Origin of the sequence: Paenibacillus urinalis (assembly GCF_028747985.1) — a bacterium.
GTDB classification, from domain to species: domain Bacteria; phylum Bacillota; class Bacilli; order Paenibacillales; family Paenibacillaceae; genus Paenibacillus; species Paenibacillus urinalis.
Window position 1 is genome coordinate 626598 of record NZ_CP118108.1, and the last position, 23135, is coordinate 649732.

General features: G+C 47.7%; 21 protein-coding genes and 1 riboswitch. Of the genes, 15 read left to right on the forward strand and 6 right to left on the reverse strand.

Features of this window, described 5'->3' with window-relative positions; translation table 11 throughout:
• The first annotated feature begins 103 nt into the window (after positions 1 to 103).
• The 5 genes from PUW25_RS02905 to mutY all read left to right on the forward strand — a co-directional run bounded on the left by PUW25_RS02905 (position 104) and on the right by mutY (position 5245).
• Positions 104 to 1795: an ATP-binding protein gene (locus tag PUW25_RS02905; RefSeq protein WP_047911577.1), complete on the forward strand. Its 1692-nt coding sequence runs from the start codon at positions 104 to 106 to the stop codon at positions 1793 to 1795.
• A 373-nt stretch (positions 1796 to 2168) separates the two neighbouring features.
• Entirely contained in the window at positions 2169 to 2603 is a 435-nt protein-coding gene (locus tag PUW25_RS02910) for a BrxA/BrxB family bacilliredoxin (protein WP_047911578.1), read from the forward strand.
• A 110-nt stretch (positions 2604 to 2713) separates the two neighbouring features.
• Positions 2714 to 3523, forward strand: coding sequence for an ammonia-dependent NAD(+) synthetase (gene nadE / locus PUW25_RS02915; RefSeq protein WP_047911579.1), 810 nt, complete (start codon positions 2714 to 2716; stop codon positions 3521 to 3523).
• Positions 3524 to 3636: 113 nt separating this feature from the next.
• Positions 3637 to 4038 carry a holo-ACP synthase gene (acpS, locus tag PUW25_RS02920; protein ID WP_337999903.1) on the forward strand — a complete coding sequence of 134 codons (402 nt, stop codon included), beginning with the start codon at positions 3637 to 3639 and terminating at the stop codon, positions 4036 to 4038.
• Positions 4039 to 4090: 52 nt separating this feature from the next.
• Entirely contained in the window at positions 4091 to 5245 is a 1155-nt protein-coding gene (gene mutY / locus PUW25_RS02925) for an A/G-specific adenine glycosylase (protein WP_047911581.1), read from the forward strand.
• A 121-nt stretch (positions 5246 to 5366) separates the two neighbouring features.
• On the opposite strand, the gene PUW25_RS02930 is transcribed toward mutY, so the two are convergent.
• The gene (locus PUW25_RS02930; RefSeq protein WP_076314654.1) at positions 5367 to 5978 is read right to left on the reverse strand and encodes a superoxide dismutase; all 612 of its coding nucleotides are present in this window, start codon (positions 5976 to 5978) and stop codon (positions 5367 to 5369) included.
• A gap of 516 nt (positions 5979 to 6494) precedes the next feature.
• Here PUW25_RS02930 and PUW25_RS02935 point away from each other — a divergent pair.
• The 6 genes from PUW25_RS02935 (at position 6495) to PUW25_RS02960 (ending at position 11564) form a co-directional block, all read left to right on the forward strand.
• Positions 6495 to 6920 (forward strand): GNAT family N-acetyltransferase, encoded by a 426-nt coding sequence (locus tag PUW25_RS02935; RefSeq protein ID WP_274338524.1) that lies wholly within the window; start codon positions 6495 to 6497, stop codon positions 6918 to 6920.
• Between the two features lie 214 nt (positions 6921 to 7134).
• Positions 7135 to 7719: a signal peptidase I gene (gene lepB, locus PUW25_RS02940; protein ID WP_047911584.1), complete on the forward strand. Its 585-nt coding sequence runs from the start codon at positions 7135 to 7137 to the stop codon at positions 7717 to 7719.
• A gap of 106 nt (positions 7720 to 7825) precedes the next feature.
• Complete coding sequence (gene queG, locus PUW25_RS02945) at positions 7826 to 9667, forward strand: tRNA epoxyqueuosine(34) reductase QueG (protein ID WP_047911585.1); 1842 nt, start codon at positions 7826 to 7828, stop codon at positions 9665 to 9667.
• Positions 9668 to 9770: 103 nt separating this feature from the next.
• The gene (locus PUW25_RS02950; RefSeq protein ID WP_076314651.1) at positions 9771 to 10031 is read left to right on the forward strand and encodes a YneF family protein; all 261 of its coding nucleotides are present in this window, start codon (positions 9771 to 9773) and stop codon (positions 10029 to 10031) included.
• Between the two features lie 57 nt (positions 10032 to 10088).
• Complete coding sequence (gene folE, locus PUW25_RS02955; RefSeq protein ID WP_047911587.1) at positions 10089 to 10682, forward strand: GTP cyclohydrolase I FolE; 594 nt, start codon at positions 10089 to 10091, stop codon at positions 10680 to 10682.
• Positions 10683 to 10748: 66 nt separating this feature from the next.
• On the forward strand, positions 10749 to 11564 hold the full coding sequence (locus tag PUW25_RS02960) for a lipoate--protein ligase family protein (RefSeq protein ID WP_047911588.1): 816 nt from the start codon (positions 10749 to 10751) through the stop codon (positions 11562 to 11564).
• A 133-nt stretch (positions 11565 to 11697) separates the two neighbouring features.
• Here PUW25_RS02960 and PUW25_RS02965 read toward each other — a convergent pair whose 3' ends face one another.
• Both PUW25_RS02965 and PUW25_RS02970 read right to left on the reverse strand, forming a co-directional pair.
• On the reverse strand, positions 11698 to 12915 hold the full coding sequence (locus PUW25_RS02965) for a Fe-Mn family superoxide dismutase (RefSeq protein ID WP_047911589.1): 1218 nt from the start codon (positions 12913 to 12915) through the stop codon (positions 11698 to 11700).
• A gap of 184 nt (positions 12916 to 13099) precedes the next feature.
• Positions 13100 to 14092 carry an alpha/beta hydrolase gene (locus PUW25_RS02970; protein ID WP_152557706.1) on the reverse strand — a complete coding sequence of 331 codons (993 nt, stop codon included), beginning with the start codon at positions 14090 to 14092 and terminating at the stop codon, positions 13100 to 13102.
• 352 nt (positions 14093 to 14444) lie between these two features.
• Here PUW25_RS02970 and PUW25_RS02975 point away from each other — a divergent pair, with 352 nt between their 5' ends.
• From PUW25_RS02975 to PUW25_RS02985, 3 genes are all read left to right on the forward strand, one after another.
• Positions 14445 to 15194, forward strand: coding sequence for an IclR family transcriptional regulator (locus tag PUW25_RS02975; RefSeq protein ID WP_047911590.1), 750 nt, complete (start codon positions 14445 to 14447; stop codon positions 15192 to 15194).
• A 115-nt stretch (positions 15195 to 15309) separates the two neighbouring features.
• Positions 15310 to 15420, forward strand: a riboswitch (TPP riboswitch).
• Positions 15421 to 15648: 228 nt separating this feature from the next.
• Complete coding sequence (gene thiC, locus PUW25_RS02980) at positions 15649 to 17460, forward strand: phosphomethylpyrimidine synthase ThiC (RefSeq protein ID WP_081872383.1); 1812 nt, start codon at positions 15649 to 15651, stop codon at positions 17458 to 17460.
• A gap of 117 nt (positions 17461 to 17577) precedes the next feature.
• Positions 17578 to 18057: a pyridoxamine 5'-phosphate oxidase family protein gene (locus tag PUW25_RS02985; protein ID WP_047911591.1), complete on the forward strand. Its 480-nt coding sequence runs from the start codon at positions 17578 to 17580 to the stop codon at positions 18055 to 18057.
• 83 nt (positions 18058 to 18140) lie between these two features.
• Here PUW25_RS02985 and PUW25_RS02990 read toward each other — a convergent pair whose 3' ends face one another.
• Complete coding sequence (locus tag PUW25_RS02990) at positions 18141 to 19178, reverse strand: hypothetical protein (protein WP_047911592.1); 1038 nt, start codon at positions 19176 to 19178, stop codon at positions 18141 to 18143.
• A gap of 113 nt (positions 19179 to 19291) precedes the next feature.
• Here PUW25_RS02990 and PUW25_RS02995 point away from each other — a divergent pair, with 113 nt between their 5' ends.
• Positions 19292 to 20146, forward strand: coding sequence for a manganese catalase family protein (locus tag PUW25_RS02995; protein ID WP_047911593.1), 855 nt, complete (start codon positions 19292 to 19294; stop codon positions 20144 to 20146).
• Between the two features lie 177 nt (positions 20147 to 20323).
• Here PUW25_RS02995 and PUW25_RS03000 read toward each other — a convergent pair whose 3' ends face one another.
• Together PUW25_RS03000 and PUW25_RS03005 are read right to left on the reverse strand one after the other, a co-directional pair.
• Positions 20324 to 21754: an amidohydrolase gene (locus tag PUW25_RS03000; protein ID WP_047911594.1), complete on the reverse strand. Its 1431-nt coding sequence runs from the start codon at positions 21752 to 21754 to the stop codon at positions 20324 to 20326.
• 19 nt (positions 21755 to 21773) lie between these two features.
• Positions 21774 to 23009 (reverse strand): MFS transporter, encoded by a 1236-nt coding sequence (locus PUW25_RS03005; protein ID WP_047911595.1) that lies wholly within the window; start codon positions 23007 to 23009, stop codon positions 21774 to 21776.
• Positions 23010 to 23135: the final 126 nt, after the last annotated feature.

The window sequence follows — 23135 nt, forward strand, 5'->3', positions numbered from 1 at the left end:
AACTACACATAGAAAATATTGTAATATACTGTCGCCTATGTTTTAATCAGGTTACATAAGGTCGATTGTCAGTGAACGAAATGAGAGGAGAGATAAAACGCCTGTGTTTGCTGTCAAGAATATTCTGCTGCAGATCCTGCTGGCAGGAATTACGCCACTTCTCTTTTCGTTATTTATTGGACGCATGCGCAGTCCTATTCATGACTTGAATTCGTCTCCTATTTCAAAGACTACTGAGAGACATTTGCTGCTGGCATGCATAATATCCATGGTGTTCTGTGTTGTTTTCTCTACGACTTTATTTGATTCCCTGTATTTGAATTTAGATACACTCGCTGTTTCGTTGGCAATTCTTTATGGAAGCACTTCGGCGGGTCTATTTGTGTCGATTTTTAGTGCGTTATTGTTTGTATTTACAACGGATTTATGGAATGATCCTCTGATCTTTCTTCAATCCGGTATTTTGTTGTATCCTATTTTGCTCGTGCTGGCAAAGCGTTTCAAGCAAGAGGGACTGGAAGGCAAAAGAAAGCTGTTCCTGATTCCATTTGCGCTCTTCGCAATGATCAGCATGGCTGCAGCGTTTGCTTCATATTTCGCCAAGGCAGACTCGGTTCAGATTGACTTTATTCTATATTCTCTTGTTTACTCGCTCCTGTCTCTAGGAACAGGACTGGCCATTATTCAATTCACAGAGCTTCAGTTCGTGCAGCAGGCGCTTGCCTCCGAGATTGAAGCGAAACGCAGGCAGTTCATGCACCATTCCCATTTGAACAAGCAGCTATTGAACACGATCCCTGTCTCGGTCGTCGCTTTTGATGTCGATGGGCGAATTGTGAACATGAACGAGCGAATGTTAGACGATCTGCGCAGAAGGAATCCCGGTATGAATCAGGAGTCCGATATGATTGGCAAGCGCATTGAATCGATCGTTGGACAAGAACACGGGTCACGAGTAACAGAGAGAATCCGAACTGCTTCAAAGAGTGGAGAGATCTCTTCAGAGTATTTGAATGTCGGACCTTATATTTTCCATACATTAATCTCACCGGTCAGAGATCCTTATGAAGGATCCTTGATTGGAAGCTCACTTGTGCTGCAGGATATCACGGAGCTGGAGAATCTCCGTAACGAGCTTGCACATGTAGAGAGGCTCAGCCTTGTTGGACAAATGGCTGCCAGTATCACGCATGAAGTCAGGAATCCAATGGCAGTCGTAAGAGGCTTTCTGCAATTAATGCATGAGAGAAGTCCGCGGTCACTTGATCACTATTATCGGATTGTTATGGAAGAATTAGACCGGGCAAACGGAATTATAACGGATTTTTTGTCCCTCGCTCAGAATCGGATCGTTGAGAAGGAAGAGGTTCACCTGCATGATATTATCCACGATATGCTTCCGCTGCTAATGGCTGATGCGAACATGAGGGGGCAGTCGGTTAAGCTTAACTTGAGCGAAAGGATACCTAAATATCATCTGAACTCCAAGGAAATGAAGCAGCTGATCTTGAATTTGGCACGTAACGGTATGGAGGCTATGGACAACAAGGGAACACTCTATATCGAGACATCGTGTGAGCAGAATCGAATCCTGCTTAAGGTCATCGACGAAGGTCCGGGTATTCCGCCGGCAGTCCAAGAGAAGCTGTTCGAGCCTTTTTATACGACCAAATCGAAGGGCACCGGTCTCGGACTTGCGTTATGCCGGGGTATTGCTGAGCGGCATAACGCCGCCATTCAGGTGGACTCTGGTGATGGACGGGGCACGATATTTACCGTTGTTTTTAAACTGTAGAGCTGCCTGCTTGTATATGCTGCTTGAAGGATAGAAATGATCGTCTGGAGTCATAATAACATGGCCATCTGTTAGTTAAACGGGTGAGAATCCTAATCTTGAAGTGAAAAAGGAGAGTTTCCCATGGCGAAAAATGATTCCAAACAACAGGAAATCCAGAAGCAGTCCAATAAGAAGAACCAGAGAGGGCAAGGTCAAATCGTTGACAAGAAGCTCGACGGGGATAATTTCCCGGCAACGTAGGTTTGTTACTTCGTGAGATTACAGGCCATTCTTGGTCAGTAAAATCTCAGGTGCCTGGTTTGACATGTCTATCTCTTGCGTTCACAACTTAGGAATGTATAATAAAAGTTAGTGAAGGAGTGAATAGAACATGTCAATGTCTTTTGACCAATACATGAAAGATATGGTTCAACCAATGAGGGATGAACTGACACGTCTCGGTATCGAAGAGCTTCGTACCGTAGAAGAAGTAGAAGCTAAACTGCCGGGTGCTGAAGGAACTGCCCTTGTTGTCGTCAATTCGGTTTGCGGCTGCGCAGCAGGTCAAGCACGTCCTGGTGTAGCCAGAGCGCTGGAGAATGAAATAACCCCTGACCACTTGTTTACGGTATTTGCAGGTCAGGATAAAGAAGCGACTGCTCAAGCTCGTGAATATTTTGCTCCATACCCGCCATCCTCCCCTTCCATTGCTTTGATGAAGGATGGAGAGCTGGTACACTTTATCGAGCGTCATCAGATTGAGAATCGTTCTGCTGAAGAGATTGCGGCTGATCTGGTGGGAGCATTTAACCAGTATTGCAAATAAGTTAGTTACATAACGCCCCGATTCTTTCGGATTAGTCCCGAAATTACGGGGCGTTTTGGCTTTTTCCATTATTCATACTTACTAATCTCTAAGAGACGGGGTGCGTAAACATGAGTTTACAAGAACAAATCATCGCAGAATTACGAGTGAAACCAGAGATCAACGTGGAAGAAGAGGTTCGGAAACGGGTGAATTTCCTGAAGGAGTACGTCCTAAAGTCAGGCACAAAAGGACTGCTTATTGCGATCAGCGGCGGTATTGATAGTGCGGTAGCGACAGCGCTCTGTAAGCAGGCTACGGATGAACTGACAGAGGAGAAGGGTGAAGAATACAAGACACTGGGCGTATTCCAGCCTTACGGAGAACAAGTGGATATTGCCCACAGCTATGCGGTAGCGAAGGCATTTGACCTGAAATATACGGTGGAGACAAATATCGAAGAAGCGGTCAACGAGATTGCTCTTGAAGTAGAGCATGGTTTCAAATCTCTTGGAGCTCCGCGTCATATGACACCGCAGGGCAAAGGGAATGTGAAGGCCAGAACTCGAATGGTTGTACAGTACGCATTGTCGTTTGAAATGAATCTGCTCGTTGTCGGGACAGATCATGCATCGGAAGCTATTACGGGCTTCTACACCAAATGGGGCGATGGCGCCGTTGATATTACGCCGCTGACCAGCCTGAATAAACGTCAGGTCCGTCAAATTGCAGCCTATGTGGGCGTGCCGCAGGAGGTTCTGGACAAGGCGCCGACAGCGGGACTATGGGAAGGCCAGACCGATGAGAAGGAACTTGGTATTACATATGATGATAACAGCGACTATTTGGAAGGCAAGGAGATCAATGCAGAAGCAAGAGAGAAGCTTGAAGCAGCCTACCTTCGTACAGCACATAAACGCAATGCGATTCCGGGTATCTGATTAGCGGGTGCCTATAAGCAAGAGAACCCTCGTAATATGGGACAATTTACTGCCCTGACGAGGGTTTTTGATTTGTCCAAACAACTGATACAATAGATTAGGTTGAAAAGGTGGTGAAGAGCTTGATCTACGGGATTGGCAACGATGTGCTGGAGACAGACCGGATTGCTCAAATCATGGAAGGCACTCATAGGGCCAGATTTCTCAGCCGAGTGCTGACAGAAGAGGAGCGAGCTGTACTTAGTGGGCGTACACAGAGTGAAGTTCAGTATGTATCCGGAAGGTTTGCAGCGAAGGAAGCGATATCCAAAGCGTTTGGCTGTGGAATCGGGGAGCTGCTGAGCTTCCAGGATATTGAGATTTTACCGAATAAGCTGGGGAAGCCGACTGCGACGATCTCTGAGTCCGCTTGGAAACGGCTTGGTCTTAGCGGCGAGTATTCTTACATGGTACACATCAGCATCTCGCATCAGCCAAGTGTGGCCGCTGCCTTCGCCATCGTTGAACGGATGTAACTGAGGATTATACGAATCATTTAGTATTACAGAATGGGAGAATAGGAATCGAATGAATCATAGCAATGCAAAAAAATTCTTTAGCACGGAGCTGCTTCATTGGTATATGCAAAATAAACGCGATCTTCCGTGGCGGCGACATCGGGACCCGTATTACATATGGGTATCGGAGATCATGCTGCAGCAGACAAGAGTGGATACGGTGATCCCGTATTTTCAGCGTTTTATTGAACGCTTTCCGACGATACAGGATTTGGCAGAGGCTCCTGAGGAGGACGTGCTCAAGCTGTGGGAGGGACTGGGATATTACTCTCGTGCCCGTAATTTGCAGGCAGCCGCAAGGCAGGTCATGGAGCAGCATGGCGGGGAAGTTCCGAACCAGAAGGACGCGGTCTTTAATCTTAAAGGCGTTGGTCCTTACACTGCGGGTGCAATACTGAGCATCGCGTTTAATCAGCCACAGCCTGCGGTAGATGGAAATGTCATGCGGGTGCTGTCACGTTATTTTCTGATCGAAGATGACATTATGAAGGGCAGCACAAGAGTCAAGATGGAGTCGCTGGCAGAGGAGCTCATCCCGGAGGGACGAGCATCGGATTTCAATCAGGCACTAATGGAGCTCGGAGCGCTCGTATGTACACCCAAATCTCCACATTGTCTGACCTGTCCAGTGATGGAGATGTGCACGGGACGGATTGAGGGACGGGAAGAAACCTTACCTGTGAAGAAAAAGGCCAAGCCCCCTCGCCCCGAGCAGAGAATTGCTGCGCTTGTTGTCGGTACGGGGGTGAATGAAGGGAAGGTGCTGGTTCGTCAGCGTCCTGCAACCGGCTTGCTGGCCAAGATGTGGGAGCTTCCTCATATGCAGGCATCAGCACCTGGCGAGCTGGCCCATCTGGTTCCTCACGAGCCTGCGATGGATCTGATTGCCGGACATTTGCTTGAGGAGGGCTATCACGTTAAGCCTACAACGTTCTGGAGAATGGCTGAGCATACCTTCAGCCATATTCATTGGAATCTGCAGGTATATCATTGTGCAGAAGCGGAAGCTGTGCTGACATCCTCTATGGTTGCAGAGCAGGTCGAAGCATATAAGGAAGAAGGACATCTGTACCGATGGATCGAGCCGAAGGATATGGATACCATGGCCTTTCCGAATGTATTTCTGAAATTATTGCGCGATTATTTTAATGAGTTGAAAGACTAGATAGTGAAGAGCTTAAGAAAAAAAGCAGTCTCAGAATAAAACGGCAAAGGCCGCTTTATTCTGGACTGCTTTTTTTAGAAGCAAACAGCGTTGCCGCTGTTTAACTGCAGAGGTCTAATTCTTATTTCGCTGCAGCGTAACGTTTATTTACTTCATCCCAGTTGATTACATTCCAGAATGCTCCGATGTAGTCAGGACGTTTGTTTTGATATTTCAGGTAGTAAGCATGCTCCCATACATCCAGACCAAGAACTGGAGTCAAGCCTTCAAATACAGGGCTGTCCTGGTTAGGCGTGCTTGTGATTGCCAATTTGCCGTCTTTGCCAACAACCAGCCAAGCCCAGCCGCTGCCGAAACGAGTTGTTGCTGCTTTTGCAAAATCTTCTTTGAATTTGTCATAGCCGCCTAGCTCGCTGTCAATTGCTGCAGCGATTTCGCCTGTAGGAGCGCCACCGCCGTTAGGTCCGATAATTTCCCAGAACAGGCTGTGGTTGTAATGACCGCCGCCGTTGTTGCGGACTGCTGTACGGATGCTCTCAGGTACGCTGTCGAGGTTCGCAAGCAGCTCTTCAAGGGATTTCTCTTGAAGCTCAGGAGCGCTTTCCAAAGCAGCGTTCAGGTTCGTTACATAAGTATTGTGATGGCGATCGTGGTGGATTTCCATCGTTTGAGCGTCGATATGTGGTTCTAATGCATCGTTTGCGTAAGGAAGTGCTGGTAATTGGAATGCCATGATTGAAATTCCTCCTAAAAATAAATTAAAGGTTAAATCTTTATGTAGATTTCCCCTCGACACTTATATTAAACCTTATTCAGTCTATTTAATCAACATTTTTGTTTGTTAAGCTGTTATAAAAGGGTTTTAATATAACATGAAATTAACAAAACAATTTTCAAACTCTATTACTGTGTTAACTAGTTTAACACCAAATATACAAAGTTTAGCAATAAAAATGTAAGCGCTTGATATTAAGCGCTTACAGAAGAAAAAGCGTGTTTTCTGGAGCAAAGTGTGGTTTAATGGACGATGAAGAAGATATATCTCGTTTTTTGTCATATTATCATTTCCTGAACATTTCTGGCTCTCCTTAATAGGCGTGGCAGATGTTTCGGCCGGCTTTTTGCCGGTTTTTCCGTCTGTACATATCATTCTAATATATTCAGATGGATCATCATCGGGTTTTTGGTAAAAAGGGCGTGCCTTTTTTGTAAAACCTCACTAAAGATAACGAAAAGGGAGATTTAGCAGATGAACGTTCGTTCCTTTCAGTTGAGTGACGCAAATGGTGTAACAGAGCTTCTTGCGGCTGCTTTGTCGGAAGATTGCTTTGAGAACACGATGGGTCCTTTCGCTCGCCAGTTGTCCTGGGATTCAGACCTTATTATGGTTGCTGAGCAGGATGGGGAGCTGATCGGTGCTTTAATCGGTACTATTGATCAGAACCATGGTTGTATTTATCGTATTGCGGTTCACCCTGATTTCAGACGTCAAGGCGTTGGAAAAGCCCTGGTTAAGGCGCTTGAACAGCGTTTTCAACAGCGCAAGGTAAGAGGGGTGTGGGTCGCTGGTGATGAGCATAACAAAGCCGCGATGCCGCTATATGAAGCGATGGGTTACGGAGCTAGTCAGGTCATGAAGGCATTCCAGAATCTTAGTATTCTTGCACACAGCTAATAGAGTGCTTTGAATGCAAGGTATAGGTTTGCTAGATTGGCGTCTCATGTTCAAGCAATGAGCGAGATTAGATATAGAGAGAGAACATAGGTATTATTCTATTTTATTGCTAATCCATAATAGGCATATCTTGGCTTCCAATTGCAAATGGAACTGAGATATGCTTTTCTATTGATATGGCATTTTTAATATAATCTTGAGGTGATAGAAGCAAATGAGCCGCGAAATACCGCCAGATATAGAGAATACGGCGACAACATCCTCTTCGGGCTCAACTCTGTCTGGAGAGCTTCTGGATTGGCTTAAGACCATTTTGGTTGCTGTCGTACTGATGCTGCTTCTTAATTTGTTTGTCTTCAATATTTCCATTGTTAAGGGCGAATCAATGCAGCCAACCCTAGTTGAACAAGATCGTTTGTTCATTAATAAGATCGTATACGAATTTGATACGCCGAAGCGTCACGACGTCGTCGTGCTGCATGATCCGAGCCATACGCCTGATCGTAAAGAATTCCTTGTCAAAAGAGTCATTGGTATTCCCGGGGATATGGTAGAAATACGGGAACACGTACTATATATCAACGAAGAGCCTCAGACGGAACCCTATACAAATACTCCAATTGAGGATCCGGATTTTGGTCCAATCCGGCTTGAAGAAGGCCGTTACTTCGTTATGGGAGATAACAGGCATGCAGGCAAGAGCAAGGATAGCCGATCGTTTGGGAGTGTCTCAGCTGAAGAGATCGTCGGGAAGGCCGAATTTATTTTTTGGCCGATGAGTGATATGAAGAAGCTGTGAATGGGAACAGAAGATTAGGCTATACAGATATATGTGAGGAATTCACGTTTATTCCATTGAAGACAGCCAGAGATATTATGAATTGGATTAGATTAGAGGTGATCATATGATTAGTCGAGACTCGCTCGTAAGCCCAGGAGTACATTTTGAGTGGCTGAAGCAGGAGATCAAGCAGGCAGCACCGTCTTTTGGAATCGATGATATTGGTTTTGCCTCCGCTGAACCCTTTGAATCCTTGCGTTCCATATTGCTGGAGCATCGTGCCAAGGGCCATGAGTCAGGATTTGAAGAGCCTGATATTGAGAAGCGGGTCAATCCCGCGCTGGAATCGGGTAAGCCTGCTTCGCTCATTGCTATTGCCATTGCCTACCCATCCAAGATGAAGGATCCGCCTAAGTCAGAGCCTGGCAGCTACAGAGGGATATTGGCCCGCTCAGCTTGGGGACAGGATTACCATCATGTTCTGAGGGCAGCGATGGACAAGCTCACCGCTTTTATCCAGGAGAAGGTTCCAGAGGCGCGCATTGAGAATATGGTGGACACGGGTGTTCTGGTGGACCGGGCTGTATCTGAGCGGGCGGGAATCGGCTTCAGTGGCAAAAACTGCGCGATCATATCACCCAAGTTCGGTTCATGGATATTTCTAGGGGAACTCATAACAGACATCCCATTTACACCGGATGCGCCGGTGACAGAAGGATGCGGAGAATGCACGAAGTGCATTGATGCCTGCCCTACAGGAGCGCTTGTTGGCCCGGGACAGCTGAATGCCCAGAAGTGCATTTCTTTTTTGACGCAAACCAAAGGCTTTTTGGACGAAGAATATATGAAGAAGATCGGGAATCGATTGTATGGCTGTGATACATGCCAGATCGTATGCCCGAAGAATAGAGGGAAGAATTGGGATCATCATCCTGAATTTGCGCCCGACCCCGAGATTGTCAAGCCTTTGCTTAAACCGCTGCTCTTCCTGAGCAATAAGGAATTTAAGGAACGGTTTGGACACAGCTCTGCCGCTTGGCGAGGTAAAAAACCAATACAACGCAATGCCGTCATCGCGCTTGGCAATTTTAAAGATCAAAGCGCTGTACCCGAGCTGAGCGAAGTATTGCTGCGGGATCCTCGTCCCGAACTGAGAGGAACCGCTGCTTGGTCGCTCAGCCAAATAGGAGGAGAAGAAGCAATGAATGTGATATCGGAAGCTGCTGCAAGAGAACAAGATGGGAACGTACTGGACATGCTGCAGAGAGCCCAGGAGAAGCTGCTCATGGGGCCTCTATCCGAGAAGAAGAAATCCGAAGCAGAGTTTGCGGCTGAATTTGGTTCGTCTGAAACGAGTTCATCGGATGGCAGTAACAATGAATCTAATATGGCACTGAATCGCAGTGACAACAAAGCAGCCTGGAAGCCTACTCCGGTAACCAAGCTTACGGGTGAGCCTGTTTATTATCATGAAATATCAACAGAAGCAGGAGAGCTGACGCTTTGTGCCACGGAACAAGGACTTGCAAGGCTCGATTTTGGCAACTATACCGTAAGAGAGGCACATCTGCAGCAATGGGCACGCACTTGGCTGGGTGAATATCATTTTGTACATGATCCATCCCGGTTTCAAGAGGTGACATGGCAGCTTCAGGAATATTTTTCTGGTGAGCGTACGGAGTTCCAGCTTCAGCTGGATCTAAGAGGAACACCATTCGAGCTGCAGGTATGGCAGGCACTCACAGAGATCGCATATGGTCAGCATGTCTCAAGTCTTGGATTAGCAGAGAAGATAGGTAGACCGAAGGCTGTTCGCTCGGTTGTGGCGGCGGTATCCAAAAATCCGCTTCCTATTATTATTCCTCATCACCGTTTAACGGGAAGTGAGGGTGGAGTAACGATATACCCTGGAGGGCTGCACGTGAAGGAACGCCTGCTCTCATTGGAAGGGCAGAAGTCGAATTGACAAAAACACCAAATTGCGTTTGCTAGCCGCGTTTCTACATGCTATGATATCGTGTATGATGCGTTAAGAATAGCAATCAAGCGAAAAACAGGGGTGTATAAGTATGGATATCGTTATTCCCATTATTACACTAATTGTGGGCCTCGTTGGGGGATTCTTTATCGGTGCATTCTATCTGCGCAAGCAGCTTGAGAAGATGCAGAGTGATCCTGAGGCTCTACAAAAAATGGCAAAACAAATGGGCTACAATTTGAACAGCAAGCAGATGCAGCGTGCTCAACAGATGATGAAATCCCAGCAGGGCGGAAATGGTGCAGGCAAGATGCAGCCGCCTATGCGCAAGAACCAGGGAAGAAAAAGATAATGCTGCAATCTTGCCTGCCAGGTACAGGTGTATGCCGCTTGGGAGGAGGAAGAAGGAATGGCTGGAGTTAAAGATTACATGAACTCTTCTGTCGGCGCTAATCGCGAGAAGATTGAGTATCATGTTGAACAGATATTGAAGCTGATCGGTGAAGACACAGAACGTGAAGGTCTGCTGGAAACACCGGCTAGAGTTACCCGCATGTACGAGGAGATTTTTGCGGGCTATGAAGTAAATCCTAGAGATGTACTTGGTGTCACTTTTGATGAGAACCATGAGGAGCTCGTCATTGTGAAGGATATTGTGTACTACAGTCAATGTGAGCATCATATGGCTCCTTTCTTCGGCAAGGTCCATATCGGATATGTGCCAAGTGGACAAATTGTCGGACTTAGTAAGCTTGCGAGACTAGTTGAGGCTGTAACTCGTCGTCTGCAGGTGCAGGAGCGGATTACTTCGCAAATTGCGGACATCCTTGAGGATGCGCTTAAGCCGAATGGGGTCATGGTTGTTGTGGAAGGAGAACATCTGTGTATGTGTGCTCGTGGTGTGAAGAAGCCGGGCAGCAAGACAGTGACTTCTGCTACACGTGGTACATTCCGGGATAATGCCGCTTCCCGGGCTGAGTTCCTGTCTCTTGTTAAAGGTTAATCTCGAAATTTCGGAAAGTCTTGATCGAATTGATCAAGGCTTTTTTATTAGGGGGAGAAGACGCACATGGCGAGGGAAGATACACTGCTTCACAAATTCGAGGAGATCCAGATTTGGGAATCGCCGCTTATGAAGAAGGATGAGGACGTGCTTGAAGCTTTTGCATGGGAAGAAGTGATGTGCAGGCAAGTGGGGCTGGGGCATCGCCCTGTCGCTCATCTCTGGCGTCACGAGAATGCGCTTGTCATCGGTCTCCGAGACCGCAGGCTGAAGAAGGCGGAGGAAGCCATGCAGCAATTTCGGAATAAGGGGATAAGCACCTGTGTGCGTCCTTCTGGAGGTGCAGCGGTCAGACTGACCAGAGGAGTGGTGAATCTAAGTCTCATGCTTCCGAACCCTGGACATGCTATTAACATCCATGATGATTTTAAATCCATGGTTGAATATATTCGGAAGGCGATTCTTCCCTGGGGCGGTCATGCAGTGGCAGGAGAGATCGAAGGAGCCTATTGCCCGGGAGACTATGATGTCGCGATCAATGGACGGAAGTTTTGCGGAATTGCCCAGCGCCGTTTGGCCAAGGCCTATCTTGTTACCGGCTTTATCATCGTGGAAGGAAGCGGGGATGAGCTGACAGAAGACATCATCCAGTTCTATGATCAGGCAGCCGGGGATGCTGATGAGGGCTATCCTCAAGTGAGGTACGGGAGCATGGGAAGTCTAAATGAGCTGTCGGGTGTACCGTCTGCTGAGGCATACATGCAGTCTTTAATAGAAACGATCGGTGCTTCAGCAGAGAAGGTGTATACCGGAGCTAGGCCATCTGTTCCTCAATCCGAGGTGGAGCGCACAGTCGCCGTGTTAAAGGAGCGTTACGATTAAGCTCATCCTATAACAGGTATAGTGAAAAAAGACCTCAGAACGAGGTCTTTTACTTTGAGAATAGAGGTGCGATTAGACAGCCTACATTATTCTAAGAACTATGGAGAGCTGTCTTGGTACGTGCTTACTACTTTTAATAAGGAGTCCATTTCAGCTTGCGGGCTTCCTGGAATCGTTCTGCCACAGCAGGCCAGTTTACGACGTTCCACCAGTCCGTAATGTATTTCTTGCGTTCATTCTGATGCTTCAAGTAATAGGCATGCTCCCACACATCCAGTGGAAGAAGCGGAACAATATCATATTGCGATAGATTTTGATGCTTCTCTGCCTGTAATATTTCTAACCGATGTGCTCTTGGGCTCCACACCAACACAGCCCATCCGCCGCCTTCCACCTTATTGGCTGCTTCTGTAAAGTGCTTCTTAAATGCTTCATAGCTTCCGAAATCCTTGCGGATCTGTTCACCCAATGAACCGACAGGCTTTCCGCCGCCATTCGGGCTCATGGTGTCCCAGAAGATGGTATGGAGATAATGTCCTGCTCCGTTAAAGGCCAGCTCTCGTTCCCAATGCTTCACAAGCTCGAAATTCCCGGTTTGCCGTGCTTCCTGAAGCTTCTTCTCTGCGGTGTTAAGATCGTCAACATACGTTTTATGATGCTTGTCATGATGAATGCGCATCGTCTTCTCATCAATATAGGGCTCCAGCGCATTGTAAGGATAAGGCAGCGGCGGCAGCTTGTGCCCTCCAATCGGAACTGGAGACGCAGGAGGGGAGCTGTCTGCTGCTGCGGTGTCTGATACAGTGAGAGCAGCGGATAATTCCTGAACCAGTTCCTCGGAAGCTCCCGTTCGCGGTGACGACACTTCCGGATAAGGGAAGGGCTCTTCATTCCAGATGCTTCTAGGTTTTACTCTTTGGGAGATGGCTGCGGGTTGATCCAGTCCGCGGAGTCTGTTCACATTATGCTCTGATTGGTCCTGGATGTATCGGAAAACAACCTCAGCAGCAGGGTTGCTTGATAGAGCTGCACTATGCTCAAGGATATGTCCGAGATGGCGATGGAACTCCTTCGATTGGGTAAACGCAGCGGCGAGCAGCACATCGAGCTGACCAAGCGCATAATCATCCGGCGGCTGTACGCCTGTGCTTACCCGCTGAAGCAGATCATCGGCTGCATCGGCCGATCGTTGGAATACGCTTCCCCATTCATTGAGAAGCTTCACATAGGCCTCCTCAAGGTCCGGTGCAATCGAAGTAATCATATTTGTGCATCCCATTTCAGTATCCTTCCAAGACCTTATCTCTTCCAGCGCGCGCAGCGGTAAATAGGGTCCATAACTGAGCTCCATAAGCTCGGCACCTCCCAAGAATCATTCTTATTTAAACCTAATGTTATGCATAGCAGCAGACGGCGTAATGATCTAACGTATACTTATTCTCATTAGAGCTTGGACTATGATGACTTGTCAAAATAAGAGAGAGTTTGAAAAAGGATATGAGAAAGGCACCTGTTTAAAGGTGCCTCAGCTTAATCTATTTATGAGCGAGACTTATACCGCCAAGGAATGAAGACACCTTGTTCAAGTACTCTCTTGGATGCTCTCTGTATATGAGCTCATGACGTGCTTCCTCTACGATCCACACATCAGAGTTCGGATTGGTCTGGTTACTCGCAAAGAGCTCTGCCATTGGATAAGGCGCCTTCTCATCCTGGGTTCCATGGATGAAGAAGATAGGGATGTCATAAGCCTTTGATCTTACCTCCTGATAAGGAATGGAATTTAGACTGGTACCATTCAGGATCGGGAACAGCATGGTTAGAATTTGCAGGGTAGGCTGCTTCGGCAAGTCAATCTGATTCTGTATATTATGATACAGCGTATCCGGCTCCAGCAGGAAGGTGCTGTCGAGAATCATAGCATCAATGTCCTCGGTTTGAAGGGCAGCCTGGAGAGCAGTTCCTGCACCCATCGAGAAGCCCCATACGACAACTTCTTGAGCTCCCTTTTGCTTAGCGAGCTGTACTGCGCCAAGAAGCTGTTTCGATTCTGCCTTTCCGCCTGTAGCAACGACTCTTGTGTTCTGGGAGGCGAAGCCGTAATCGAACATAATGACATTAAAATTCTGCTGATGAGCGTAATGGGCCAAATCATACATAGGAATCCAGGATTCCTCCCGGTTGGCACCATAGCCATGACTGAACACAATCGTTTTGCTGCTGTTCTCCTCGGCAGGGATGTACCAGCCGCTGACGTTCCGGCTTCCGTCTGTAGCAGGGAAAGTCACCTCTTCATACTCCATGCCCTTGGACAGCAGCGGATTGGAATATACCGGAGCTACTGCCGGATAGGACAGTACCCATGCGATATAAGCATGAAGAGCAATAAAGCAAAATACAAGGAAAAATATAATCGATAAAATAAGGGCAACCACAATATGCTTAAAACGGATGAGCCGAGTGGAAAGTGCGGGAGGAGCACTCGATACGTTTTGATTAAGTGATCTATTCTCGGAGATAGGAAACATCATACTCCTCCTTCCAATAGAATGTTATATAGGACTAATTTACTAAAACCAACTTGTAATCAAAGATGAGGTTGGTATAACTTTATTCTTTATCCTATGATGCGTCCTGTCTAAAGTCAATCGATTGGGACTAATTGTTACACACTTGTAATGTAAGTGAAATTAATGGTGAAAAATGTTTGTCAAGTGAAGGAAGACTTATTCCGAAATGTTTCCATTATGATCGATGGATGAGAGAAAATGAGCTGTGTAATTGAGATTAATTCTCAATTAAATCTTTACTTTGATCCTCGATTCTCTTATAATTTATGTAACCAGGTTTCACGTGATGAAACAGAGAGGGGATTATGCCATGGAAGAGCAAGATCGCAAATTAACGGTTCGAGCGGTCGAGAGGGCATTGGATATTTTGTTATGCTTTACGGAGCAATCAGATCTGGGTCTTACAGAAATTTCTGGCAAGATCGGTTTACATAAAAGTACTGTGCATCGTTTGCTGACAACACTGGAGGACAGGGGATTTGTTGTACGCAATCCTTCAACAGAGAAGTATCGGCTTGGCATTCGCATATGGGAGCTTGCGGCACATATGTCACAGAGTGATGATCCGGCCATTCTGCTGCTGCCTGCGATGGAGCGTCTTCGAGATCGCTTGGGAGAGACAGTCAGTTTGTATTTGAAGGACGGCAATGAGCGGATACGCGTTCAGGCTGTGCAGAGTAATCAAGCAATTCGAAGGGTAGCGCCTGTTGGTGTGAGGCTGCCTCTGTCTGTTGGCGCATCGAGTAAAGTGTTGGTTGCGTTTGCAGCAAGAGAAGAGCAGGAGCAGCTGATACGCAATTTTGATATCCCCTTGTCTGTTGATCAAGATACTTATATGAGTCAGCTGCAAGAGATTAGAGAATTGGGATATGCAACGAGCTATGAAGAGAGAGAGCCTGGAGCAGCAGCCGTATCAGCGCCGATCTTTGATCGCAAGGGCAAAGTAGCGGCAGCCTTGTCATTATCGGGACCGGTCAGCAGGCTGTCAGAAGAGACGCTTCGGGAATATGCACCTATTGTTATGGAGACAGCGGCGCAAATGGGTTTCATGCTGAGGTAATGCTATCGGATTGGATGGAAAATAAAGGTTGAAAATATGCTGTGAATGAGATAATCTTGTATGGACCTTAATTCAGACAAAGGATGAGGTTAAACCATTTATTTAAACAACAATAACAATTTACTAGGGGAGCCCGAAATGCCGGGCTGAGATGGCACTGCAAGGTGCCGGACTCTTTGCACCTGATCTGGATCATACCAGCGTAGGGAAGTAATTGGCGATAAAATGTGGATAAGATCCGTGTATGAGGTGAAGCTTCTGCTAGTAGTCTATGCAGCTTCATTAGCCGGTACATCGGTAAGATCTTATTTGGATTAGAGCTGATTCCCCCTGTGGGAATCGGCTCTTTTTTGTTGCCGCAGCTTCTGCATAACTGGCTGTCGTTTGTATATCTTCTATCTTTCAAACACAGCTCAGGAGAGGGCTTCCCAACTCGAAAAAGGAGGAAGCACATATGAATCATTCGAACACAGAACTGAACACAGAGACATCGGCTATAAGAGGAGAACAATTAAAGGGCGAATCAGGAAGACTCCAGCCATTCCCCGCCAGCAAGAGGGTATATATCCAAGGATCAAGGCCGGACATTGCCGTACCCGAACGTGAAATTGAGCTCCATCCCACTAGCACACCCCAAGGGGTAGAGCAGAATGAGCCATTTCGGGTATACGATACGAGCGGACCCATGGGAGATATGAATATAGAAGTTGATATCCGTCAAGGCCTTCCGCTCTTGCGCCGGAATTGGATCCTTGAGCGTGAGGATGTTGAGTTTTATGAAGGAAGAGAAATACGGCCAGAGGATAATGGGATTCGATCCGACAGAAGTGCCCAGCAGGAGGTAGAGGTGTTCCCGGGTGTTAGAAGACAGCCGCTTAGAGCCAAGTCAGGTCGATGTGTAACTCAGATGCATTATGCCAGAAAAGGGATCGTGACACCTGAAATGGAGTTCGCAGCGATCCGCGAGGGACTCGATCCGGAGTTTGTACGGAGTGAAATTGCAAGAGGAAGGGCAATCCTGCCTTCTAATATCAATCATCCGGAAAGTGAGCCAATGCTGATCGGAAGCCGATTCCATGTCAAGATCAATGCGAATATCGGAAACTCTGCTGTTTCCTCTTCGATTGAGGAGGAGGTAGAGAAGATGAGCTGGGCTGTGCATTGGGGAGCGGATACAGTCATGGACCTCTCGACAGGCCGCCATATTCATACGACTAGAGAATGGATTATCCGCAATTCTCCTGTACCCATTGGGACAGTTCCACTCTATCAAGCACTGGAGAAGGTGAACGGGGAGGCAGAGAAGCTCTCCTGGGAAATATACCGAGATACGCTGATTGAGCAGGCGGAGCAGGGTGTAGATTATTTTACGATTCATGCAGGCGTTCTTCTAAGATATATTCCAATGACAGCAGAGCGAATGACTGGAATTGTGTCACGGGGCGGCTCGATCATGGCAGCTTGGTGCCTGGCACATCATCAGGAGAACTTTTTGTACACTCATTTTGAAGAGATTTGTGAGATTATGAGCCGATATGATGTTGCTTTTTCACTTGGAGATGGACTAAGACCCGGCAGCATCTATGATGCGAATGATGAGGCTCAAATGGCAGAGCTGGCAACACTCGGAGAACTGACGCAGATCGCCTGGAAGCATGATGTGCAGGTGATGATTGAAGGTCCCGGACATGTACCCATGCATAAGATCAAAGAGAACGTCGATCTGCAGATGGAGATCTGTCAGGAAGCCCCATTTTACACGCTGGGTCCACTTACAACTGATATTGCTCCCGGATATGATCACATTACATCTGCGATCGGGGCGGCGATGATCGGCTGGTTTGGCACCTCTATGCTGTGCTATGTTACGCCGAAGGAGCATTTGGGACTGCCGGATAAGAATGATGTAAGGGAAGGGGTCATTGCCTATAAGATCGCTGCCCATGCAGCCGATCTGGCCAAGGGTCATCCTAGAGCGCACAGAAGAGACGATGCCCTCTCCAAAGCGAGATTTGAGTTCCGCTGGAAGGATCAGTTCAATCTGTCCCTTGATCCGGAGCGTGCCTTATCCTATCATGATGAGACTCTTCCCGCAGAGGGAGCGAAGACGGCGCATTTTTGTTCGATGTGCGGACCCAAATTCTGCAGCATGCGCATCACTCAGGATATTCGGAATATGGCATCCGTCAAGGGAGTTAGTGAGAAGGAAGCGATCCATGCCGGTATGCAGGAGAAGGCCGAAGAATATCGGGGTCAGAACAGGTGAACGAACAATCTCCCAATGCATGAGGGAAATAATGTGAGATCCCGTTTCGTAGATTGCAGATTCTCCAATTGGTTAATATAAATGTGAGAGCCAGAAGCCAAGGAGGGAATCGCATTTATGAATACTTCAGCAGTGAATCAAGAAGCAATTGAGACGGTAAGAGATTTGATCAAGGATATAGATACAGCGATGTTGACAACCGTAACACCAGAAGGACTCGTCTCTCGTCCGATGAAGACACAGGAGGTTGAATTTGACGGAGATCTCTGGTTTTTAACTAAAAAGGACACCAATAAGTATCGTGAATTGATGCAAAATCCGCTGGTCAATGTAGCCTATGTCGGTAAATCCTATGTTTCCATACGGGGTGAAGCGGAGCTGATTCAGGATCCGGCGAAAGTGAAGGAGTTCTGGAACAAAGCCTATGAGATGCTGCTTGATGTTTCTTATGACGACCCTTCGCTGGTGCTCATCAAGATTCAGGCAGACACCGCCGAGTATTGGGAAACAGGCAGTAAAACAAAGCTGGTCAAGAATCTGATCAACAAAATGACAGGCAAGAATGAGATGGATTTGAACAAGACCGTAGATCTGTGACGGAGCTTGTACAGGATTGCACATAAGGGGGCCCGCATATGGGCCTCCACTTTTTTTGTGCGATGAATTATTAATCCTGTGAATCAACTCCAGATGTGAGGGTGGGCAGCGATCATATCATCAGCTGTCTTCGAAAGTGCAGGCAAGTAGTTTCGAATTTGCTCTGCCCTGTTCAGATAGGACTCCGATGTACCAATGCCAAGATCATCGATCAGCGCCTGGAAGGCTGGCGCAAGTGGCTGCTTAGTATCCGGTGCTGCGTCTGTGTCTAAAATTTTGTGACATCGGGCAAAGGTAGCTGCTATCCAAAACACAGCCTCAAGGTGATTCCCGGATTCGATGAGCTCGCGGCTTCCCTCGATCACAATGGGGCGTGCGCTTACTGTAATATCGGAGCTGAAAAAGAAAGGGGTAGACGCTACATCCGCAGCTGTATCAAAGGTCACTTCAAGCTGTTCAAGATGCTGACGAACTTGTTCTGCGGTCATCTGTTCACAGCCGAGCAGCTGCAATAGTTCAGTGTATACCGGGAGCTCATTATACTGGGTGAGTACCTCTCGCACACGGAGATACCGTAAACGAACCGTCGGATTTTGCAGTGCAGCGGTGAGCAGGACATGTGTTGTAATGGCAGCGGGGAAGAGAAGTGCGGTGATTCGATCATAGAGAGGCTGCGTCATATCTATGGAATGGAGCCCTGCCTTTATTTTATAAAGGACATCTTCACATCGCTTCTCGACCCATGATTTTTGAGCAAAGTGCTGAGATACCTGCTGGTATATCGGATACAGACGTGAATAAGGATCGGCGATGATCGTGTTCGTGCGAAAGCTTCCGGCCAAATGGTAGTTTGTAAGCACCTTTTCTACTGAATCGAAGAGATCCCACGGTAGATAGGTTACTTCCAGCAAGACATTTTGATATCGGAATTTCCCAAGCTTAATAGAGGGTACTTCATGAACAACAATGACGATATCCATATCCGAGGAAGGAGACAGGGTAGCGTCGTCAGGCAGGGTAACAGTAGAGCCGCTAAAATATGCGCCGAGATAACCGGGGGATTGGCTTCCGTGGCTCATTACCCAATTCACTGCTGCTTGTCTGGCAGAACCGATATTCATCCCTCACACTCCTTTCAGGTGTTTTGCGAGAACTTCCTCATTTTGTATAAAACAGGTGCTCTGGACACAAAATAGGATGTCTTCCAAATTCGCCAGTAAAGTAGGTGTTTCCTGTGTATTTCTACAAAGAGGATCTTATCAATATTATCGTTCCGGACAAGCCTGATCCCGCTGCGGCTAAGGTGCTGCAAGAAGCATTAGGCGGACGGTTCGGCGAAATGCGTACGATGATGCAGTATTTTTTTCAGAGCAGTAATTTCCGTGGGAATAAGACCCAGTATCGTGATTTGATGCGAGGTGTATTTCTGGAGGAGATCAGCCATGTGGAGCTGGTGCAGACGACCATTAATCAGCTGCTGAACGGATCGGGCGAAGAGACGCCGGGTAACGCAGGTGTGGATGGGGCTCCGTTGGATGAGGCTGTTCGTCATGCGAATCCGCATCACTACATCGTTGGTGCTCAAGGGTCTTTGCCCGTAGATGCAGCTGGGAATCCGTGGATGGGCAACTATGTGTACAACCATGGTAATCTTGTAGCTGACCTGATGGATAATCTGGTGCTTGAATCAACAGGGGTCCTGCAGAAATCCCGTATTTATGAAATGAGCTCCAATAAGACATTCAGAGAAACTTTAGCCTTTCTTATCGTGCGGGACAATGCCCATCAGAATGCGTTCGCCAAAGCACTTGAGACGCTCGGTGTAGAGTGGGGCAAGCTGTTCCCGGTACCTAATTATGATATCAACAAGTATCCGGAGTGCAGAAAATATGTGGACATGGGCTTTCATAATGCACAGTTTAATTTCAGGCTGGATGATACTCGGATCGGGGAGATTTATAGCGGGAAATCCCCAAGCCGTAATGGCGGTGAGCTCGAAGTAACGCCTCCTCCAATTGGTCATCCGGTACCCATGCTGCCAGACATGCCGAATGAGCATGCCCCGGGTTTGAATGATCTAAACACATAACAGCGTGATTTTCATTTTTTGTATGGTGAAAATACGGCTAGAATCAACATAAAAAACTCCAGTTCCTCCTTGCCTGAAAGCGAGGGGAACTGGAGTTTTTCTAATGGGAACAAAATCTGCTAGAGAATGAACATGATTCGCGCCGACTTGGTCGCATATCTAGTATACGCATTATAGTCAGCCTGCTGGTACCGTCACTTTAATATGAGCCGGCACTGGAGGCTTCACTTCAGCAGGGATTCCCGCCGTGAAAGTAATGCCGCTTGCTCTTTCTTTAAATTCGGCTTTGGCCTGCTCAATGACACCATCTGTATTCTGAAGCAGATCATAGGCGGAGAGAGCCATCAGCTTCGCGGCATAGTGCATCCCCTTCATTCCAATGGAGGAGCCGAAGGCGGCCGTGGCCTGCCAAGTGTGAACTTGAACTCCCAGTGGAGCACAAGTCGTCATGATCTGACCCATCGGTGCAATCCAGGATACATCACCCACATCAGAGGAGCCGCCCATCGTCATACCGAAGACTTGTTTATTGTTAATAAACGCGGTTGGCAGAATGGATTTTTCAGAGTGCAGGGCAGCTTCTGGATTGGCTGCAAGGACGTCTGGATGAACGCTCTTCAGCAGCTGTTCGGCGAAGGCTTCTTCTTCCGGAGTAAATTGAATAGGCTCTGCAACTTCGGTTTGAGCATGCATAAGATCATTCAGCGTGGCATTTGGCAGTGTATCATAACAGCCTGCTTTGATATCCCACCGTACACTCGTTTCAGTCATTAATGCCGCACCTTGGGCGATTTTGATGAGCCTCTCTAGCAAGTGATCGACAGCTGCTCGGTCTTTTCCGCGTAAAAAGTAGTATACGCTCGCCGCATCCGGCACGATATTCGGAGCCTGACCGCCGTTTGTGATCTGATAATGAATCCGGCTGCCGTCTGGCACATGCTCACGCAGGTAATTTGCGCCGACGTTCATCAGCTCCACCGCATCTAGAGCACTGCGGCCTAGATGAGGGGCGGCTCCAGCGTGTGCGGTACGACCCGAGAAGAAGAACTCCACACCAGTCAATGCCTGCATGCTGTAATTCGCCGCCATGTTGGAGCTGCCTGGATGCCAAGTGAGCACACAGTCCAGATCGTCGAACACGCCGTCACGAGCCATAAAGGTCTTGCCGGATAACAGCTCTTCTGCCGGACAGCCGTAATAACGAATGGTGCCGGGGAGTGTTCCTTCGTTAATGAGCTGCTTAAGCGCGGTGACTGCTTCTACTCCAGCTGTGCCGAGCAGGTTATGTCCGCAGCCATGACCGGGTCCGCCGGGAACGATCGGTGTCTGATCTGGGCTTACCGTTTGGGATAGACCGGGAAGGGCGTCAAACTCGCCGAGGATGCCGATCACCGGACTTCCATGACCGTACTCGGCGACAAAGGCGGTAGGAATTTCACCCACGCCTGATGTGATGCGAAAGCCTTCCTGTTCTAGCAGGCGAGCCTGAAGAGAGGAGGCGTAGGATTCGGTGTAGCCGACCTCCGGATGCTCCCATATGTCCTTCGCCATTTTTGTGAAGCGATGCTCTCCTTCGTTAAGCGCTTGGATCAGGTTTGTTTTGCTCATGCTATATACCTCCTAAGATTTAGTGTCTTGCGGTCAACACAACTGCAGATGGGTCTGTAATAGGCTCGTCAGGCTGTTTGTTCAATTTAGGAATTGTTAATGAAATGATTGCAGCGACAAGGCATGATGCTGTAAGGAATAAAAAGGCGCTGTTATAAGAGTTCGTAGATGATATAAGGAAGCCCATTATTGCGGGAGAGAGGATACCTGCGGCCTGTCCGCCAAAGTTAATCATACCAAAGGCAGTACCAACGACTCTTTGCTTCATCAGTCGGTGAGGCAGTGTAAACACAAAGGACAATGTGAAGGAGCCGAACGCCATGGCAATACTCATGCACAGCATAATTTCGGCGAGTCCGCCGGCGCGTGTCACGAGGAATAAGAATAGAGCATACATGAAGAGGCAGCCTGTGACTACATACTTCGCTTTGGCTCCGATTCGATCGATGATCCGTCCGCTGATGAGCATGCCAAGAGCAGCGATGACTGCGGGAATAGCGGATACAAGACCAGCTGCCTTCAGATCGATCCCTTGTGCTTCAATGAGATAGGTAGGCATCCACGAAGAGAGTCCCCAACTGGCAATGTTGGCAAAGAAGAAGAGTGCCATGACTCTCCACAAAGTCGTATTGCGCAGCAGCTCCTTATACACACCCTTTTCCACTTTGGGTGAAGCAGTACTGTGCTGGGCGGAAGATCCCCTGGTGATATAAAGGAACCATATAACGAGCACTACGCCAAGCAGGGAAATCGCGAGAAACGTATGTCTCCATCCTAACCACAGGAGCAGCGGAGTACAGATAATGGGGGCAATGGCTCCTCCGAGAGCATTGGAGGACATCATGGTCGTTTGAGCCTTGGTGCGTTTTTCTTTGGCGAAGTAATCAGAGATGGCTTTGGTGCTGGCAGAAGGGTAAGCTCCTTCTCCAATCCCGAAGAGGAAACGAATCACGAGCAGAGAGGCCAGGGACCAGGCGGCGCCCGATAAACCGGTGAAGAGGGACCAGAACAGGATGGCGACGACGATGACTTTGCGTGAACCGAACTTGTCCGCGAGCCATCCGCCGGGAATCTGCATGAGCGCATAGCCGACGAAAAAGCTGCTCAGCACAATTCCGAGTGCCGAAGCATCCAGACTCATGTCTTTGCCCATTTGACTGAGTGCAAGCGTAATTACTCCTCGGTCAATATAGGAGACAATCCAGGCTGCGAATAAGGCGGTGAGTATCAATTTACTGTTGGGCTCTTTTTTCATAGGCATCTCACGCTCCAAATGATTGTGTTAAGTATGGTAACATTTTATAATGTGAGTTAACGAAAATCATTGTTCATATGACTAATGTTTTATAGATAACATTGTATATATTTCCAATGACAAGCT

What these genes read in the sequence shown, in the direction of transcription:
- mutY (WP_047911581.1), top strand. Translation starts at nt 4,091, where the DNA reads ATGAATCATAGCAATGCAAAAAAATTCTTTAGCACGGAGCTGCTTCAT.
- PUW25_RS02985 (WP_047911591.1), top strand. Translation starts at nt 17,578, where the DNA reads ATGAATACTTCAGCAGTGAATCAAGAAGCAATTGAGACGGTAAGAGAT.
- PUW25_RS02965 (WP_047911589.1), bottom strand. Translation starts at nt 12,915, where the DNA reads ATGGAGCTCAGTTATGGACCCTATTTACCGCTGCGCGCGCTGGAAGAG.
- folE (WP_047911587.1), top strand. Translation starts at nt 10,089, where the DNA reads ATGGCTGGAGTTAAAGATTACATGAACTCTTCTGTCGGCGCTAATCGC.
- thiC (WP_081872383.1), top strand. Translation starts at nt 15,649, where the DNA reads ATGAATCATTCGAACACAGAACTGAACACAGAGACATCGGCTATAAGA.
- PUW25_RS02970 (WP_152557706.1), bottom strand. Translation starts at nt 14,092, where the DNA reads ATGTTTCCTATCTCCGAGAATAGATCACTTAATCAAAACGTATCGAGT.
- PUW25_RS02930 (WP_076314654.1), bottom strand. Translation starts at nt 5,978, where the DNA reads ATGGCATTCCAATTACCAGCACTTCCTTACGCAAACGATGCATTAGAA.
- PUW25_RS02910 (WP_047911578.1), top strand. Translation starts at nt 2,169, where the DNA reads ATGTCAATGTCTTTTGACCAATACATGAAAGATATGGTTCAACCAATG.
- PUW25_RS02950 (WP_076314651.1), top strand. Translation starts at nt 9,771, where the DNA reads ATGGATATCGTTATTCCCATTATTACACTAATTGTGGGCCTCGTTGGG.
- nadE (WP_047911579.1), top strand. Translation starts at nt 2,714, where the DNA reads ATGAGTTTACAAGAACAAATCATCGCAGAATTACGAGTGAAACCAGAG.
- lepB (WP_047911584.1), top strand. Translation starts at nt 7,135, where the DNA reads ATGAGCCGCGAAATACCGCCAGATATAGAGAATACGGCGACAACATCC.
- PUW25_RS03005 (WP_047911595.1), bottom strand. Translation starts at nt 23,009, where the DNA reads ATGAAAAAAGAGCCCAACAGTAAATTGATACTCACCGCCTTATTCGCA.
- queG (WP_047911585.1), top strand. Translation starts at nt 7,826, where the DNA reads ATGATTAGTCGAGACTCGCTCGTAAGCCCAGGAGTACATTTTGAGTGG.
- PUW25_RS02935 (WP_274338524.1), top strand. Translation starts at nt 6,495, where the DNA reads ATGAACGTTCGTTCCTTTCAGTTGAGTGACGCAAATGGTGTAACAGAG.
- PUW25_RS03000 (WP_047911594.1), bottom strand. Translation starts at nt 21,754, where the DNA reads ATGAGCAAAACAAACCTGATCCAAGCGCTTAACGAAGGAGAGCATCGC.
- PUW25_RS02975 (WP_047911590.1), top strand. Translation starts at nt 14,445, where the DNA reads ATGGAAGAGCAAGATCGCAAATTAACGGTTCGAGCGGTCGAGAGGGCA.
- PUW25_RS02990 (WP_047911592.1), bottom strand. Translation starts at nt 19,178, where the DNA reads ATGAATATCGGTTCTGCCAGACAAGCAGCAGTGAATTGGGTAATGAGC.
- PUW25_RS02960 (WP_047911588.1), top strand. Translation starts at nt 10,749, where the DNA reads ATGGCGAGGGAAGATACACTGCTTCACAAATTCGAGGAGATCCAGATT.